This window comes from Streptomyces sp. NPDC028289 (genome assembly GCF_055565975.1).
Genome location: NZ_JBVHTI010000009.1, coordinates 545,814 through 562,160, shown reverse-complemented (window position 1 = coordinate 562,160; position 16,347 = coordinate 545,814). Strand labels below are relative to the sequence as shown.

General features: G+C 71.9%; 13 protein-coding genes and 1 riboswitch. Of the genes, 10 read left to right on the top strand and 3 right to left on the bottom strand.

The features are described 5' to 3' along the window. Positions 1 to 12 precede the first annotated feature (12 nt). Positions 13 to 176: riboswitch (cyclic di-AMP (ydaO/yuaA leader) on the top strand. A gap of 12 nt (positions 177 to 188) precedes the next feature. Next, on the top strand, positions 189 to 944 hold the full coding sequence (locus ACZ4UV_RS42295; protein WP_467845424.1) for a M23 family metallopeptidase: 756 nt from the start codon (positions 189 to 191) through the stop codon (positions 942 to 944). Positions 945 to 1,347: 403 nt separating this feature from the next. After that, positions 1,348 to 2,043 carry a GntR family transcriptional regulator gene (locus ACZ4UV_RS42290; protein WP_351502842.1) on the top strand — a complete coding sequence of 232 codons (696 nt, stop codon included), beginning with the start codon at positions 1,348 to 1,350 and terminating at the stop codon, positions 2,041 to 2,043. A 306-nt stretch (positions 2,044 to 2,349) separates the two neighbouring features. On the opposite strand, the gene ACZ4UV_RS42285 is transcribed toward ACZ4UV_RS42290, so the two are convergent. Beyond that, positions 2,350 to 2,631 carry an HPr family phosphocarrier protein gene (locus ACZ4UV_RS42285; protein WP_007385204.1) on the bottom strand — a complete coding sequence of 94 codons (282 nt, stop codon included), beginning with the start codon at positions 2,629 to 2,631 and terminating at the stop codon, positions 2,350 to 2,352. A 176-nt stretch (positions 2,632 to 2,807) separates the two neighbouring features. On the opposite strand from ACZ4UV_RS42285, the gene ACZ4UV_RS42280 reads away from it, so the two are divergent. The 5 genes from ACZ4UV_RS42280 to ACZ4UV_RS42260 all read left to right on the top strand — a co-directional run bounded on the left by ACZ4UV_RS42280 (position 2,808) and on the right by ACZ4UV_RS42260 (position 9,646). Beyond that, positions 2,808 to 5,678, top strand: coding sequence for a bifunctional acetate--CoA ligase family protein/GNAT family N-acetyltransferase (locus ACZ4UV_RS42280; RefSeq protein ID WP_451018904.1), 2,871 nt, complete (start codon positions 2,808 to 2,810; stop codon positions 5,676 to 5,678). Positions 5,679 to 5,802: 124 nt separating this feature from the next. Next, on the top strand, positions 5,803 to 6,399 hold the full coding sequence (locus ACZ4UV_RS42275; RefSeq protein WP_093498645.1) for a DUF5998 family protein: 597 nt from the start codon (positions 5,803 to 5,805) through the stop codon (positions 6,397 to 6,399). Beyond that, positions 6,399 to 7,592, top strand: coding sequence for an alkaline phosphatase family protein (locus ACZ4UV_RS42270; protein ID WP_390035062.1), 1,194 nt, complete (start codon positions 6,399 to 6,401; stop codon positions 7,590 to 7,592). Before ACZ4UV_RS42275 ends, ACZ4UV_RS42270 begins: the two co-directional genes overlap by 1 nt. A 41-nt stretch (positions 7,593 to 7,633) precedes the next feature. Continuing rightward, positions 7,634 to 8,284 carry a thymidine kinase gene (locus tag ACZ4UV_RS42265; protein WP_351499019.1) on the top strand — a complete coding sequence of 217 codons (651 nt, stop codon included), beginning with the start codon at positions 7,634 to 7,636 and terminating at the stop codon, positions 8,282 to 8,284. A gap of 168 nt (positions 8,285 to 8,452) precedes the next feature. Then, the gene (locus tag ACZ4UV_RS42260) at positions 8,453 to 9,646 is read left to right on the top strand and encodes an IS701 family transposase (RefSeq protein ID WP_451018903.1); all 1,194 of its coding nucleotides are present in this window, start codon (positions 8,453 to 8,455) and stop codon (positions 9,644 to 9,646) included. A 21-nt stretch (positions 9,647 to 9,667) separates the two neighbouring features. On the opposite strand, the gene ACZ4UV_RS42255 is transcribed toward ACZ4UV_RS42260, so the two are convergent. Beyond that, complete coding sequence (locus tag ACZ4UV_RS42255; protein ID WP_467845418.1) at positions 9,668 to 11,638, bottom strand: helix-turn-helix domain-containing protein; 1,971 nt, start codon at positions 11,636 to 11,638, stop codon at positions 9,668 to 9,670. Between the two features lie 279 nt (positions 11,639 to 11,917). On the opposite strand from ACZ4UV_RS42255, the gene ACZ4UV_RS42250 reads away from it, so the two are divergent. Further along, positions 11,918 to 12,694 (top strand): 50S ribosomal protein L11 methyltransferase, encoded by a 777-nt coding sequence (locus tag ACZ4UV_RS42250; RefSeq protein WP_451018901.1) that lies wholly within the window; start codon positions 11,918 to 11,920, stop codon positions 12,692 to 12,694. Position 12,695: 1 nt separating this feature from the next. Here ACZ4UV_RS42250 and ACZ4UV_RS42245 read toward each other — a convergent pair whose 3' ends face one another. Continuing rightward, the gene (locus ACZ4UV_RS42245; RefSeq protein ID WP_451018900.1) at positions 12,696 to 13,811 is read right to left on the bottom strand and encodes a transaldolase family protein; all 1,116 of its coding nucleotides are present in this window, start codon (positions 13,809 to 13,811) and stop codon (positions 12,696 to 12,698) included. A 292-nt stretch (positions 13,812 to 14,103) separates the two neighbouring features. Here ACZ4UV_RS42245 and ACZ4UV_RS42240 point away from each other — a divergent pair, with 292 nt between their 5' ends. Next, on the top strand, positions 14,104 to 14,592 hold the full coding sequence (locus tag ACZ4UV_RS42240; protein WP_451018899.1) for a cupin domain-containing protein: 489 nt from the start codon (positions 14,104 to 14,106) through the stop codon (positions 14,590 to 14,592). Between the two features lie 94 nt (positions 14,593 to 14,686). Further along, positions 14,687 to 16,342, top strand: coding sequence for an FAD-binding oxidoreductase (locus ACZ4UV_RS42235; protein WP_467845416.1), 1,656 nt, complete (start codon positions 14,687 to 14,689; stop codon positions 16,340 to 16,342). Positions 16,343 to 16,347: the final 5 nt, after the last annotated feature.

The window sequence follows — 16,347 nt, the reverse complement described above, 5'->3', positions numbered from 1 at the left end:
GTCCGCGGCACCGGACAGCCATCGCCGAGTCCCCGTACGGCGCGAGCCAGGGGAGCCGGGGACCCACGCAGTCCCTGGGGTGAATCGGGCGCCCGCGCGTGTCGCGAGGGGGCCCGTAGGAGACCTTCCTGCTCCGAACCCGTCAGCTAACCCGGTAGGCGAGAGGGAAGGAAAGGACCAGCCTCTACATGGCGTTCATGTGCGCCTCCGGGAAGCACCGTCGTCCCGGCCGGGTGAAGCGCACCACCGCGCAGGCCGCCGGTATCGCGGCCCTCACCACCACGGGTGTCATCGGCACCGTCTCCGCCGCTCCGGCGCTCGCCGCCGAGAACTCCGTCGAGCAGACCGGCCTCACCCCGGTCATCACGATCAGTGACTCCGTCGCCGAGCAGATCGACGCCCAGGCCGCCGCCCAGAAGGCGGTCGCCGAGCGCAAGGCGGCCGAGGAGGCCGCCCGCAAGAAGGCCGCGGAGCAGGCCGCAAAGGAGCGCGCGGCCAAGGTACGCGCCGCCCGCGAGGCCGAGCGCAAGCGCCTCAACACCTTCGTCGCGCCGATCAGCGACTCCTACGTCTCCACCGGCTACAAGACCGGCGGCTCCCTGTGGTCCTCGGGCGCCCACACCGGCATCGACTTCCACGCCGCGAGCGGTACGGTCGTGCACGCCGTCGGCACCGGCACGGTCGTCTCCACGGGCTGGGGCGGGGCGTACGGCAACGAGATCGTCATCAAGATGGCCGACGGCATGTACACCCAGTACGGCCACCTGTCGTCCATCGGCGTCTCGGTGGGCCAGAAGGTCACCCCGGGCCAGCAGATAGGTCTGTCCGGCGCGACCGGCAACACGACCGGCCCCCACCTCCACTTCGAGGCCCGCACGACCCCCGAGTACGGCTCCGACGTCGACCCGGTCGCCTACCTCCGCAAGCACGGCGTGAACGTCTGACGGGAGCGGGACGGGCGTCGCGCCGGGACCGACGTGGTTGCGGTGCGTGCCAGGGGTGCGGGTGTGTCGTGGCCGGTCGCGCAGTTCCCCGCGCCCCTTTCAGGGGCGTCACGCGCAGCGCCCCTGAAGGGGCGCGGGGAACTGCGCGAGCAACCCCCACGCGCCCGCACCCGGCCACCGAGGCGAACCCGGCATGGCAACACGCTGCCAGCCCGGCGACAACCCGTGAGATCTTCCGAAGCCCCGGCCTCAGTGCCGGGGCTTTCGTCGTTTTCGTGCCCCCGCTGTCCAAAATATATCCCTGGATTCCGGCCCCCCGTCGGAAATTCCGGCTCATTGCAATAGAGTCACGGAACGGGCGCCACTCGGCGGCGTTTCACGGGGATTAAGGCGGAGGTCGGACATGCGTATTCCGGCGCACTCGGTATGCACGGCGATCCGGGACGACATCGTCGCGGGTGTCTACGAGCGCGGCAGCCGGCTCACCGAGGAACTCCTGGCCCGCCGTTACGGGGTCTCGCGCGTCCCCGTCCGTGAGGCCCTGCGCACCCTGGAGGCCGAGGGCTTCGTAGTGACGCGCCGGCACGCGGGCGCGTGCGTGGCCGAACCGACCGAGCAGGAGGCCGCCGACCTGCTGGAGATGCGCATGCTCCTGGAGCCGCTCGGCGCCTCCCGGGCCGCCCAGCGCCGCACCGAGGCCCACCTCAAGGTGCTGCGCGGACTGGTCAGGCTGGGGCAGGAGCGGGCCAGGCGGGGCAACAGCGAGGACCTGCGCTCGCTGGGCGGCTGGTTCCACGAGACCCTTGCGCAGGCCTCCGGCAGCCACGCCCTGACCTCGACGCTCACCCAGCTCCGCCACAAGATCGCCTGGATGTACACCGTGGAGACGCCGGCCAACCCCGTGGAGTCCTGGACGGAGCACGGCGCCATCGTGGACGCCGTGGCGCGCGGCGACGGCGACCGCGCCCGGGCGATCACGGCCCTGCACACCGAGCGCTCGACGGTCTCCCACCGGCTGCGCTTTCCCGGCGCCACCGAACGGGCGAACGGCGTGAGGACTTCGCAACACCCCGTAAACATGTCGGGCCTGCGGCATTAACACGCGCGCCGTATACAAAGAGGTGTTATTCGGCGGGGGCTGTTTTCCGTGCCCGAATTCACGCGCGCCAGGAATTAGCGGTCGCGCTTCTTTCGTGTGCGCGCGGTAAAGCCGGGCGTCCGGGTCTTCACAAACTCCGGGACGGGGTCGTCGTAAAGCCATGGGCGGCCCCGTCGCGAAGTCATGTGCGGCTGTCATGGAATTGCGGCATGTGACGGCCGGCCCGGGTGGGGCGGCGGGAACGCGGCGAGGCCGCGCCACCCCCGAGGGAGTGGCGCGGCCTCGGACCGTGCGGGCGTCGGGCGCTCAGACGGTCTCGGGGAGCTCCTCGAGACCCTCGGCGACCAGCTTGGCCAGGCGGTCGAGGGCGGCGTCGGCGCCCTCGGCGTCGGAGGCGAGGACGATCTCCTCCCCACCCTGGGCGCCCAGCCCCAGGACAGCCAGCATGGAGGCCGCGTTGACGGGGTTGCCGTCGGCCTTGGCGATCGTCACCGGGATACCTGCGGCCGTGGCGGCCCGGACGAAGATGGAAGCGGGGCGGGCGTGGAGGCCCTCGGCCCAGCCGACGTTGACGCGGCGCTCAGCCATGTGATGCTGCCCTTCGGTGTTCAGGGTTGTCTAGACCAGTTTCCCATATCGTGAAGCATGCCCGGAGGGCGCGTGAACCCCTCCGGGTGTGTCGTCGGACCGCGGCCTCGGTCCGACGTCCGTCCTCCACAGACTGCCTCGCGCCGTTGTCGGACGCGAGCCGTACTCTGGGGCCCATGCAGACCCCGGCGGACCCGCAGGACCGGCACGAGTACCCGTCCCACTGGGAGGCTGACGTGGTGCTGCGCGACGGGGGTACCGCGCGCATCCGGCCCATCACCGTTGATGACGCCGAGCGCCTGGTCAGCTTCTACGAGCAGGTCTCGGACGAGTCGAAGTACTACCGCTTCTTCGCGCCCTACCCCAGGCTCTCCGCCAAGGACGTCCACCGCTTCACGCACCACGACTTTGTGGACAGGGTGGGACTCGCGGCCACCATCGGCGGCGAGTTCATCGCAACCGTACGCTATGACCGCATTGGCGCCGACGGGACGCCCGCCTCCGCGCCCGCCGACGAGGCCGAGGTCGCCTTCCTCGTCCAGGACGCCCACCAGGGCCGGGGCGTCGCCTCCGCCCTCCTTGAGCACATCGCGGCCGTCGCCCGCGAGCGCGGGATCCGCCGCTTCGCCGCCGAGGTGCTGCCCGCCAACACCAAGATGATCAAGGTGTTCATGGACGCCGGCTACACCCAGAAGCGCAGCTTCGAGGACGGCGTCGTGCGTCTTGAGTTCGACCTGGAGCCCACGGACCGCTCCCTCGCCGTGCAGCGCGCCCGCGAGCAGCGTGCGGAGGCCCGTTCGGTACGACGCCTGCTGGCACCGGGGTCCGTGGCCGTGATCGGCGTCGGCCGCGCGCCCGGCGGGGTCGGCCGCAGCGTCCTCGGCAACCTGCGGGACGCCGGCTTCACCGGCCGCCTGCACGCCGTGAACCAAGCCTTCCCGGACGACCTCAAGGAGGTCGACGGGGTGCCCGCGCACCGCTCCGTGCGGGACATCGGCGGGCCTGTCGACCTCGCCGTGGTCGCCGTACCGGCCGAGCACGTCCCCGAGGTCGTCACCGAGTGCGGCGAGCACGGCGTCCAGGGTCTCGTCGTCCTGGCCGCCGGGTACGCGGAGAGCGGTCCCGACGGCAGGGAGCGCCAGCGCGCGCTCGTGCGGCAGGCCCGCACGTACGGCATGCGCATCATCGGCCCCAACGCCTTCGGGATCATCAACACCGCGGCCGACGTCCGGCTGAACGCCTCCCTCGCACCCGAGATGCCCCGCCCCGGCCGCATCGGCCTGTTCGCCCAGTCCGGCGCCATCGGCATCGCCCTGCTCTCCCGGCTGCACCGGCGCGGCGGCGGCGTCACCGGCACCACGGGCGTCTCCACCTTCGTCTCCTCCGGCAACCGCGCGGACGTCTCCGGCAACGACGTCCTCCAGTACTGGTACGACGACCCCGAGACGGACGTCGTCCTCATGTACCTGGAGTCCATCGGCAACCCGCGCAAGTTCACGCGTCTCGCCCGGCGGACGGGAGCGGCGAAGCCGCTGGTCGTGGTGCAGGGGGCGGGGCAGGCGCCCCCGGGCCACGCGGTACGGGCGACGCGGCTGCCGCACGCCACGGTGTCCGCGCTGCTCAGGCAGGCCGGGGTGATTCGCGTCGACACCATCACCGAGCTGGTCGACGCGGGGCTGCTGCTCGCACGGCAGCCGCTGCCGGCGGGGCCGCGGGTGGCGATCCTCGGCAACTCGGAGTCGCTCGGGCTGCTGACGTACGACCGGTGCCTGGCGGAGGGGCTGCGCCCGGCGCGGCCGCTGGACCTGACGACCGGGGCGTCCGCGGCGGACTTCCACCGGGCGCTGTCGCGGGCGCTGGCGGACGAGTCGTGCGACGCGGTGGTCGTCACGGCGATTCCGACGATCGGGGAGGGGACGGTGGGGGACGCGGAGCTGGCGGAGGCGCTCAGGTCGGCGGCGGAGGGGGTTCCCGGGAAGCCGGTGCTTGTGGTGCACGTGGAACTCGGGGGGCTGGCGGAGGCGCTGTCGGCTGCGGGCCGTACCGCACCGCAAGCGGCTGCACCGGCACCCGGTGGCGGTGGCGGTGCCCACCCTCCCCCACTCTCGGCTTCGCTCGAGCGGGGGGACCCCCATCGCCCTGCGGAGCGCCTGCCCACCGCGGTACCGGCGAAACTCCCCTACTCCCGTCTCATCCCCGCCTACCCCGCCGCCGAGCGGGCCGTTCGAGCGCTTGCCGAAGCCGTGAAGTACGCGCAGTGGCAGCGGGAGGCCGCCGAGCCCGGGAAGGTGCCCGAGTTCGACGACATCGACGAGCAGGGCGCCGCCGAGCTGATCGGCGGGCTGCTCGAACGCGGCGAAGGGCTCACCATCGGCGTCGAGGAGACCTGCCGGCTGCTCGGCAAGTACGGCATCGACGTGCACCGCGCGCTGCCCGCCCCTACCCCCGATGCCTCCGTCGCAGCCGCCCGCGACCTCGGCTACCCCGTCGCCCTCAAGGCCACCGCCCCCCACCTGCGCCACCGCGCCGACCTGGGCGGGGTGCGGCTCGACCTGGCGGACGAGGAGCAACTGCGCCGGGCGTACGAGGAGTTGAGCGAGCTGTTCGGCCCGCCCGAGGAGCTGCGGCCGGTGGTGCAGCGGATGGCTCCCCGGGGCGTCGACACCGTCGTACGCGCCGTGATCGACCCGGCCGCCGGAGCCGTGGTGTCCTTCGGCCTCGCCGGGGCCGCCTCGCAGCTGCTCGGGGACATGGCGCACCGACTGGTTCCGGTCACCGACCGGGACGCCACCTCACTGGTGCGTTCGATCCGGACCGCGCCCCTGCTGTTCGGCTGGCGCGGCTCGGCCCCCGTCGACACGCCCGCCCTGGAGGAGCTGCTGCTCAGGGTCTCCCGGCTGGTCGACGACCACCCCGAGGTCGTCGCGGTCACCCTCGAGCCGGTCGTGGTCGCCCGGCAGGGCGTGAGCGTCCTCGGGGCCACCGTGCGCCTCGCGCCTCCGCCGGCCCGCGACGATCTGGGGCCCCGCACCCTGCCCGCCTACTGACCGCCCGCCGACCGGGACGAACGCCCGCACTCCTCGGCGGCGTTCGACGCGGCCGCGGGCGACCGCGGTGGCGCCGGACGCGGCCGCGCACGACTGGCCCGGGTCCCCTTGCCCACGGATTAGGATGGACGCCATGGCCAAGACCAGTACGACGACCCAGGGGCTGCGTGTCGCGATCGAGCGCAGCGGCTACTACCCGGCCCTCGTGGCCGAGGCGGTGGAGGCCGCCATCGGCGGCGAGCCGATCCGGTCGTACCTGGTCCACCAGGAGACGACGTTCGACCAGAACGAGGTGCGGCGGCACGTGACCGTGCTCGTCCTCACCGGCAACCGCTTCATCGTCAGCCACACCGACGAGCAGGCCGCCGACAGCACCTCCCCGACGCCGTACGCGACCACCTCGACCGAGTCGGTCAAGCTCGGCCGGATCTCGTCGGTCGTGGTGAGCCGGGTCGTGGCCAACCCGGAGCAGTACACGCCGGGCACCCTGCCCCGCGAGATCGTGCTGACCATCGGCTGGGGCGCCGTCTCCCGCATCGACCTGGAGCCCGCCGCCTGCGGCGACCCCAACTGCGAGGCCGACCACGGCTACACCGGCAACTCCACGGCGGACGACCTCAGCCTGCGGGTCAGCGAGGCCGGGGACGGCCCGGAGACGGTGCGCCAGGCGCTCGCCTTCGCGCAGGCCATCTCCGAGGCGACCGCGGACGTCACCCGCTGATGGCCTACGCCGCCTGGGACCATCCGGAACCCCTCGCCCTCGGCTCCGCGCCGCTGCCCGAGTACGGCAGCGGTTCCCTCGCCGACCTGCTTCCCACCCTGGCCGCGGGCATGGCCGTACCCGGAATGACCGCGTCGATCGCGGAGCTGACGCCCGCCGACCGCAACTGCGTCTTCCTGATCGACGGTCTGGGATGGGAGCAGATCAAGGCCCACCCGGACGAGGCGCCCTTCCTCACCTCGCTGCTCGGCAGCTCGCGCGGCGGCACGGGACGGCCCCTCACCGCCGGCTACCCGGCGACCACCGCGACCTCCCTCGCCTCCGTCGGCACCGGCCTGCCCCCGGGCGCGCACGGCCTGCCCGGCTACACGGTCCGCAACCCGCAGACCCGGGAGCTGATGAACCAGCTGCGCTGGCAGCCCTGGACCGACCCGGCCGCCTGGCAGCCGTACCCCACCGTCTTCCAGCTCGCCCAGGACGCCGGCGTGCACGCGGCCCAGGTCTCCTCCCCGCACTTCGAGCACACCCCGCTCACCAAGGTCGCGCTCAGCGGCGGAACGTTTCACGGGCGGCTGACCGGCGAGGAGCGGATGGACCTCGCGGCGGAGCAGCTCGCCGCCGCCGACCGTGCCCTGGTCTACACGTACTACGCCGAACTGGACGGGGCCGGGCACCGCTACGGCGTGGACTCCGACACCTGGCGGGGCCAGCTCATGCACGTCGACCGGCTCGTGCAGCGGCTCGCCGAGCAGCTCCCGGCGCGCAGCGCGCTGTACGTCACCGCCGACCACGGCATGGTCGACATCCCCTTCGACGAACAGCACCGCATCGACTTCGACGAGGACTGGGAGCTGAAGGCAGGCGTCGCCCTGCTCGGCGGCGAGGGCCGGGCCCGGCACGTCTACGCGGTGCCCGGCGCCGCGAACGACGTCCTGACCTGCTGGCGCGAGGTGCTCGGCGAGCAGTTCTGGGTGGCCTCGCGGGACGAGGCGATCGCGGCCGGCTGGTTCGGCCCGCCGGACCGGTTCGAGGAGCGGGTCTACGACCGGATCGGCGACGTGGTCGCGGCCGCGCACGACGACGTCCTGATCATCGCCTCCGAGCGGGAGCCCAAGGAGTCGGCGATGGTCGGCAACCACGGTTCGATGACCCCCGCCGAGCAGCTCGTGCCGCTGCTCGAAGTACGCTCCTGACACCCTGCCCCCACGATTCGCCGAAAGGTGCTCAACTTCTCATGCCCGAGCTGGTGTTCTTCTCCGGAACGATGGACTGCGGGAAGTCGACGCTGGCGCTGCAGATCGCGCACAACCGGTCCGCGAGGGGGCTGCAGGGTCTGATCTTCACCCGGGACGACCGGGCGGGGGAGGGGAAGCTCTCGTCGCGGCTCGGGCTGGTGACCGACGCGGTCGAGGCGGTGCCGGGCATGGACCTGTACGCCCACGTCGTCGACCGGGTGTCGCAGGGCGGCAGGGTCGACTACCTGATCGTGGACGAGGCGCAGTTCCTGGAGCCGGAGCAGATCGACCAGCTGGCGCGGGTCGTCGACGACCTCGGCCTGGACGTCTTCTCCTTCGGTATCACCACCGACTTCCGCACCAAGCTCTTCCCCGGCTCGCGGCGGCTGATCGAGCTGGCGGACCGCCTGGAGACCCTCCAGGTGGAGGCGATGTGCTGGTGCGGGGCGCGTGCCACGCACAACGCCCGCACGGTGGGCGGCGAGATGGTGGTGGAGGGCGAGCAGGTCGTCGTCGGTGACGTGAGCAGCCCCGCGGCGGAGGTCGGCTACGAGGTGTTGTGCCGGCGCCACCACCGCCGCCGTGTGACAAGCGCTTCCGCCCATGCCGGCGCGCTCTCGCCGGACGTTCTGCCGGTGACCTCCGACTGATCTTGGGCTTTCCTCCGACGGGCCTCCGGTCGAGGGGGCCCGGCCGGCCCCCGGGGTGTGGCCGGGCAACCGTCGTCGCTCGCAGGTGTGTGCCCGGTCTACCTCCCGTTGCCGGGCGTGGGCAGCCAGTCTTGTGGCACAGCCACGGAGCTGGCGAACGGGGGAAACATGAACGCACAGGTTGTCTCCAGCCACCGAATACGATCAGGCGATCGGGACGTCACCGGCCTGGGTGACGAGTTCAGCGCGGCGCTCTTCGCGTCGTTCCGCCGCAGTGATCAGCGGCTGAAGGCGCGGCACTATCTGAGCGGGCTGCTGGCGGCGAAGGGACGCAAGTCGATCCGGAACATCGCCGCATCCGTCGGCGGGCCCGCGGCCGAGCAGAGCCTGCACCACTTCATCAGCAGCTCCACCTGGGACTGGTCGCCCATCCGCGAGGCGCTCGCCGGCCACGTCACGCAGGCGCTGGCACCACGCGCCTGGGTCGTACGGCCGCTGTTCATCGCGAAGGCGGGCGGGCACTCGGTCGGGGTGGAACGGCAGTTCGCCCCGGAGCACGGACAGGTGCTCAACGGCCAGCTGGCCTTCGGGGCCTGGGCCGCGACCGAGGGGACCAGCGTCCCCCTCCAGTGGCGGCTGCACCTTCCCGAGTCCTGGCTCGGAAACGCGAGCATGCGTCGCAGGGCGGAGATTCCCGACAGCGCCGAGGCGGAGACACCGGACGAGTGTGCGACGGCCACGGCGCTGACCTTGCCGGACCGGTGGGGTGTGCCGAGGCGTCCCGTCGTGCTGGACACCCACGTGACGGGTCTCGGCGGGGTCGTCCGGCCCTTCGCCGAAGCGCGGATCCCCCTGCTCATCCGGGTGACGGCGAGTACCCGGCTGACCGTGGCGGACCGCGCCATGCCCGGGTACCGCGCGGGAACGCTGCCGGCCGGCCGCATCATGGAGTCCGCGCGGGGCCTGCGCCGTCCGGTGGGTGCCGCCCCGGGGCCGGTGCGGGGCACCACGCTCGCGGCGGCGGTCCGGGTACGGCTGCCCCGGCCGGACTCCGGGCCCGAGCTGTCGCTGATCGGCGAGTGGCACGAACGCGGAAAGGCGCCGACGGCGCTGTGGCTCGCGGCTCCGGCGACGGCACCGCTCGGTGATCTCGTGCGGTTGACCTGGCTTGCCCGGCGCGTGGCCCAGGACGAGAAGCAGATCGGCGAGCGGGTGGGCGTCCGCGACTTCGAGGGGCGCTCGTTCAGGGGCTGGCACCGTCACATGACCCTGGCCTCCGTCGCGCACGCCGTGTCGGTACTGGAGTCCGGGGCGGACGAACCGGGCCGGCCGCGTCTTTGCGAGCTGAGGCCCTCCGCCTGACCTTCCTTGCGCCACCGGCCCCTAGTCCGCCGCCCCTTGCGGAGCCTGGTCACCGGTGTTCCCCGCCGCCCCGGAGTTCGCCTGCCGGTGCTGCAGGGTCCGCCGGGTGCGGTGCAGCCGCAGAGCCAGCTGGATCTCCAGTGCCCGCTCGGGTTCCAGCCAGTCGGCTCCGAGGAGTTCGGCGATGCGCTCCAGCCGCCTGGACACCGTGTTGGGGTGGACGTGCAGACTCGCCGCCGCGCGCGTCGGGCTGGCGGAGGAGGCGAAATAGGCGTCGAGGGTGCGGGTCAGCTCGGTGAAGCGCTGGGTGTCGTAGTCCAGTACGGGACCGATCACGGCCTCGATGTAGTCGCCGATGCCGTGGGTCTCGGAGAGCAGGACGCCGAGGAAGCCCATCTGCTGCGGGGTGGCGACACCACCGAGGTTGCCCAGTTCGGTGAGCGCCTCCAGGCAGCTGAGGGCCTCGCGGTGGGCCTGCGCGACGTGGCCCGGGCCCGAGACCGGCCCGGCCGCCCCGACCGTGACGGGATGTCCGACCACCGGCGCGAGCTCAGCGGACACGGCGGTGGCCGCGGCGAGCGGGTCCGCGCCGGGGACCAGCAGCGTCACACAGCCGTCCCGGAACTTCGTGAGCCCGGACATGCGATGGGCGTACGACGACGCCCACGCGGCGGCCCGGCCGCCCGGGCCTCCCTCGGGCCGGGCCACCACCATCACATGCGGTTCGTCGATGGAGATGCCGAGCCGGCGGGCCTGCGTCACCAGATGGCGCGGCAGCGGCCCGACGTCGCCGAGCAACTCCTCCAACAGTTCGTCACGGATCTGGTCGTGGGCCACGGTCGAGGTGCGCTGCAGCAACAGGATGAGGGCGACCGCCCGCGCGGTGAGCTGGAGCAACCGCACTCCGAAGCCGTCCGTGAGCGGTTCGTCGGGGACCAGCAGGACGGCGCCGAGGTTCTCGCCGCCGGCCGTGACCGGCGCGACCCAGCCGCCCTCGGTCATCGGCACCGGGCAGCCGGCCGCGTGGGCGTCGTAGGTCCACCTGAGCACGTCGGCCTCGGCGAGCTCGGGCGGTGTGCCGGTCACGACGACCTTGCGTCCGAGGCAGTCCCTGACGACCATCGCCCCCGACAGCTCCCTGACCGCCGCCTCGGCGAGGGTCTGCGGGTCGCAGCCGCTGAGCACCAGGTCGATCAGCCGGATGTAGGCGGCCTCGACGCGGCGCTGCACGTCGAGACTGCTCCGGGCGCGGGAGGTGTCCAGTTCCAGCTCGGTCACCTCGGCGCGGGTCTCCTCCAGCAGCCTCGCGCGTTCGATGGCGACGCCCGCGAGCTTGCCGAGCGACCGCAGGAGGCTGATCTCGTCCGGCGTGAAGTACCGCACCTTCCGGTCGGCGCCGTAGAGGGTGCCGAAGACCTTGGTGCCGTAGCCGAGCGGAACCGCCAGGATGGCGTGCAGACCCTCGGCCCGAACGACGGCATCGATGTCCGGGGAGTGCGGAATGTCCCTGTCGGTCAGGTAGTCGGGGCTCCAGGCGGGTGCCCCGCTCCGCTGGACGAGACCGCCGAGGCCGGAGTCGTCCGAGGTCTGCAGGCCCACGCTGCGCGAGGTGGTCTCGCCCTCCGCGGCGCGGATGGAGGACGCCCGGCCCTCGGCGTCCGCGTCGCGCAGTCCGATGTAGGCCATGTCGAAGTTCAGCAGCCGGCGTGCCCGGCGTGCGATCTCGTGCAGCAGCGCGTCCATGCCGTGCACCAGGGTGAGGTCGTGGGCGGTGTCCACGAGCGCGGCGAGCCCGGCCTCCCGCTGCTGCGCATGGCCGATCCGGGACTGGACGGACGAGGCCAGGCGGACGGCCTGGTCGAGCTCGGCGAGGGTGTCGTCGGACACCTCCTCCTGCCGGGCGGTGCGCAGCAGTTCCTCGAACCGCGCCGCCGGTGCCCCTTCGGCGAGCAGTTCCAGCACGGACATCGCATCGGGCGACGTGGCCGACACCTGTCCCTTCATCATCTTCCCCCGTGATCAAGCAAGTAGCTCCTTAGAGAGCCTAAGCTTGGGGACCTGCGGCGGCAACCACCGTCCGCGCTCGCCCGAGCGCGCACGGGTGGTGGCCGAGCCACCTCTCTCCCCGGCCGGATGTGTGGTCTGATCACCTGTCGCCCGTCGGGACGGCACGGAAGGATCGTGCCGGGGCCCGTGATCACGGGGATACGAACGGTGACGGGGCACGCCGAAGGCGGTGCCCGTCACACAGAGGGGAACGTCGGGGGACGGATGTCCGAGATCAAGAGTTATCTACGTTCGCTCGAACGCAGCCGTGACTCCATGCGAGCGGAGCACCGGCGCGGGGAGTTCTCGTTGCGCGGCAGGGAGTGGGACCTGCTCGACACGGTCTTCGCCCCCGTGCACGCGGGCACCACCGAGATCGTCCTGGACCTGCTCGGCCTCTCCGATTCCGGCCGCCGCCCCTGGCGCGGCTCGTTCCTGGAGGTCGGCTGCGGCACCGGAGTCGTCGCCGTGACCGCCGCCCTCGCGGGCTGCGAGCGGGTCTTCGCCTGCGACATCAACGCCGAGGCCGTGACGAACACCGTGCTCAACGCGCGTCGGCACGGCGTCGCCGACCGGGTCCTGGCCGTGCACAGCGACCTCTTCGAAGCGCTCCCCGCCGGGCAGCGCTTCGACACCATCGTCTGGAGTTCGCCGTACGTCCGTGCACCGGAGGACTACCGGTTCGTCACTCCCCTGGAACGCGCCTATGTGGACCCCGGATACGAAGCGCACCGCAGGTATGTGGACGAGGCACCGCGCCGGCTGACGGACGACGGCCGGGCCCTGCTGCACTTCAGCAGCAGGGGAGACGCGGACGGACTGCACCGGATCGCCGAGGAAGCGGGACGGCAACTGAGGGTGCTCGCCCGGCACGTCGTCGTCGACCGGGGGGACGCGGTCGAGCACTTCCTGGTGGAGATACGTTCCGGCGAGTCCCGTCCGGAGCGGTACGGCAGTGCCGTGCACCGGACCGGGCTCGTGGCCGGCCCGCTCGGACGGTGACTCAGCCCGTCTGAGTTGCCGTCAGGAGTCGGCTCCACGCGGCACGTTCGCTCTCGATCGCGGCGGTCTCCAGTTCGTGCGCGAGCGAGTCGAAGGCGATGCCGACCCAGCCGTACGCGTCCAGCACCCGGCAGGCCGGGCCGTGTTCACCCGACAGGGTGTCGCCGTGGAACCCCTCGTGGCGTTCCAGCGCTTCGAGCCCCTGCCGGGGCACGGCGTGCGAGGTCATCCAGGCGATGAGCCGTTCGACGCGGGTCACCGCGGCCCGTGGGGACTCCGGCGCGTTCTCCGACGTCCAGAGCAGGCGTTGGGGGCGGGCGCCGCCGGCCACCAGGGAGCGCCAGTGCGGACCGCCGAGGCTCTCCTCGTAACGGCGGTAGACGAGCCGCGCGACGGCCACGCCGGCCTGTCCGCGCAGCGCGGCGGCGCGGGGGTCCGCCGAGCCGTCCAGCACGGCGTCGACGCGGGCGTTCAGATGGCCGACGTCCAGGGAGACGAGGGAGGCGACGGCGGACGCGGGGTGACCGTCGGCCGTGGCGCGCTCCAGGCCGCGGAAGTAGACGTCCACCGCCTGGGCGTACCGCTGCACGGAGTACACGGAGCTGAGGTGCACGCCGACCCCGTGGGCGAGCACGTCACCGGCGGCCGCAAGTCCCCTGCCCACGACGGGAATCCGGATCAGTACGTTGGGGCGGTCGACCATCTCCGCGAGCCGCCTGGAGTGGTCGGCCATGGCCCGGGCGTTCCCGGCCAGCCGGGGCGAGATGCCCAGGGAGACCCAGCCGTGCATGCCCTTCGTCGCCCGGAACACCGGTTCCAGCGCCGCGCAGGCTGCACGGGCGTCCTCGGCGATGAGTGCGTAGACGCGGTCCTCGGCCGGGGCGGCGGCGCCGGAGAGTCCGGTCAGCTGGTCCTGGTAGGCGGTGGTGTCCGAGACGGCGCGGGCGACGGCCGCGGGCCTGGAGATGACCCCGCCGACCAGCCCGTCGGCCACCAGCCGCCGCAGGCTGCCGTCGGCCAGCCGGCCGCGGTGGTAGTCGTCCAGCCAGAGGGTGACCCCCTCCGCCGCGAGCTGGTCCGGGACGCCACTGCGTTGCGAGCGCGGCCACGTGGTCAATGACTGCCTCCGTTCCAGCAGCCGAACAGGATGCAAAGGGCAGCCGTGATTCTAGGCCCTGGCATTTCTCTTTTGTGCATGCGGCGATAACGGCCGAGTTACTGCGTGATCACGTCGCGGCGACCTGACAAAGTATGCGTCACGATTTGCGTGACGGCTCGTCATGTGCCGCGCGGGGCCGTCGGGTGACACCTGACAAACTAAGTCCGGGTGCGTTGCAGGCGGTGAGGGCGGCGTGTGAGGCTCCCGGAGGACTGGTGAGCGAGTAATCGCAGTGTTCTCTGGAGGGGCCTTGACCGCAGAGCTCGACGGACGGTCGCCGGTGATTCGCCGCGACGGCGAGGGGATTTCCCGGCTCTGGGGAAAGGGGTCGGTGGTCACCACCAAACTCGCCGCCGAGGAGACCGGCGGCGCGTTGGGGATCACGCACTTCAGCGCGGTGATGGGGGAGCGCGCACCGCGCCACACCCACACGCTGGAGGACGAGATCTTCATCGTCGAGGGAGGGGAAGTCGTCCTCACCGTCGGAGACCGCACCGAAATCGTCAACGGCGCCGGCGTGCTGTTTCTTCCGCGTGGTGTGCCGCATTCCTACCTGGTGGAGAGCGAAACCGCCCGTTTCTATGTCATCACCACTCCCGGTGGATTCGAGAGGTTCTTCTCGGAGACCGGCTATCCGATTCGACTGCGCGGTTCGGCACCGGTCGGCGACGCGTGGTCGGCCGACCGCACCGCGGAATTTTCGGAGCGTCTCGGACTCGGCCTGATCTGGGGCGACTGACCACCCGGCAATTCCCGGACCCGGTACGGCCGTCCACCCGACCCTGTACGGCTGTCCACAAGCTTGCACCGACACAGAAAGAGAACGCGGTTCCATGAAAAGACGAAGTGTCCTGGCCGGCACGGCCGCCGCGATAGCCGCCACGACCCTGGAGACCGCCCCGACGGCGACGGCCGACACCGCTGCCTCTGCCGCCCCCGACGCTGTCACCGTCCTTCCGGGCGACCCCCGCTACGCCGACCTCGTCGTCGGCAACAACTCCCGCTGGGTGGCCCGGCCCGACTCCGTCCGGCTGGTGCGGACCACCGGGCAGGTGGTGCGCGCCGTTCAGGAGGCCGTGGACGGCAACAAGCGGATCTCGGTGCGCAGCGGCGGCCACTGCTACGCGGACTTCGTCTTCAACCCCGAGGTCCGGGTCGTCATCGACACCTCCCTGCTCGACACCGTCGCCTACGACGAGAAGCTCAACGCCTTCGAAGTGGGCGCGGGAGCGACGCTGCTCCATGTCTACGACTCCCTCTTCAAGGGCTGGGGCGTCACCATCCCCGGCGGCATGTGCTACTCCGTGGGGGCGGGCGGACACATCAGCGGTGGCGGCTACGGAATGCTGTCCCGGCGGCACGGCCTGACCGTCGACCACCTGTACGCGGTCGAGGTGGTCGTCGTGGACGCGAACGGCAGGGCCCGCAGCGTGGTGGCCACGCGCGAGGCCGCCGACCCCAACCGCGACCTGTGGTGGGCGCACACCGGCGGTGGCGGCGGCAACTTCGGCGTCATCACCCGGTACTGGTTCCGCAGCCCCGGTGCCACCGGCACCGACCCCTCCGCGCTCCTGCCCAAGCCCCCGAAGGAGGTTCTCGTCAGCGCGCTCGCCCTGCCCTGGAGCGAGCTGGACAAGGACGCCTTCACGTCGCTCGTGCAGAAGTTCGGCGCCTGGCACGAGAAGAACGGCTCCGCCGACTCCGCCGCGGCCTCGCTGTGCAGCTTCCTGATGATGAACCACCAGGCGAACGGCAGCATCGGCCTGCTCACCCAGATCGACGCCACCGTCCCCGACGCCGAGAAGGTGCTCGACGACTTCCTCACCGAGGTCACCTCCGCGCTGTCCGACACGGCCGTACGCCCGATGTCCGAGCCGGTCGGCGAACTGGCGGCGCTGCCCGACCTGTTCACACCGCAGCGACTCCCGTGGCTGCACTCCGTCAAGCTGCTGGGCACCAGCAACCCGACCCTGACCAATCCGACGCTGCGCGGCCACCACAAGTCCGCCTACCTGCGCAAGAACGTCACCACGGCGCAGGCCGCGGCGATGTACCGGCACCTGACGCGCACCGACCAGGAGAACCCCGCGTCCATGGTCGTCCTCCTCTCCTACGGCGGGAAGATCAACACCGTGGGCTCCGGCGACACCGTGTCGGCGCAGCGGGACTCGATCTTCAAGGGGCTGTTCCAGAGCTTCTGGTCGGGCGCCGACGACGACGCCGCGAACATCGGCTGGGTGCGTGACGTGTACGGCGAGGTCTTCTCGGCCACCGGGGGCTATCCCGTGCCGGGCGCGGCCACGGACGGCTGCTACATCAACTACCCGGACGCCGACATCACCGACCCGAAGGTCAACACCACCGGCGTGCCCTGGTACACGCTCTACTACAAGGGCAACTATCCGCGGCTGCAGCAGATCAAGGCCGCGTACGACCCCCGGAACACCTTCCGGCACTCGCAGTCCATCACCCTTCCCGACCACACGTGAGGCGA

Coding starts and splice junctions, on each gene's coding strand:
- ACZ4UV_RS42285 (WP_007385204.1), bottom strand. CDS start 2,631: ATGGCTGAGCGCCGCGTCAACGTCGGCTGGGCCGAGGGCCTCCACGCC.
- ACZ4UV_RS42290 (WP_351502842.1), top strand. CDS start 1,348: ATGCGTATTCCGGCGCACTCGGTATGCACGGCGATCCGGGACGACATC.
- ACZ4UV_RS42275 (WP_093498645.1), top strand. CDS start 5,803: ATGGACGCCATGGCCAAGACCAGTACGACGACCCAGGGGCTGCGTGTC.
- ACZ4UV_RS42295 (WP_467845424.1), top strand. CDS start 189: ATGGCGTTCATGTGCGCCTCCGGGAAGCACCGTCGTCCCGGCCGGGTG.
- ACZ4UV_RS42250 (WP_451018901.1), top strand. CDS start 11,918: ATGTCCGAGATCAAGAGTTATCTACGTTCGCTCGAACGCAGCCGTGAC.
- ACZ4UV_RS42260 (WP_451018903.1), top strand. CDS start 8,453: ATGAACGCACAGGTTGTCTCCAGCCACCGAATACGATCAGGCGATCGG.
- ACZ4UV_RS42280 (WP_451018904.1), top strand. CDS start 2,808: ATGCAGACCCCGGCGGACCCGCAGGACCGGCACGAGTACCCGTCCCAC.
- ACZ4UV_RS42265 (WP_351499019.1), top strand. CDS start 7,634: ATGCCCGAGCTGGTGTTCTTCTCCGGAACGATGGACTGCGGGAAGTCG.
- ACZ4UV_RS42270 (WP_390035062.1), top strand. CDS start 6,399: ATGGCCTACGCCGCCTGGGACCATCCGGAACCCCTCGCCCTCGGCTCC.
- ACZ4UV_RS42235 (WP_467845416.1), top strand. CDS start 14,687: ATGAAAAGACGAAGTGTCCTGGCCGGCACGGCCGCCGCGATAGCCGCC.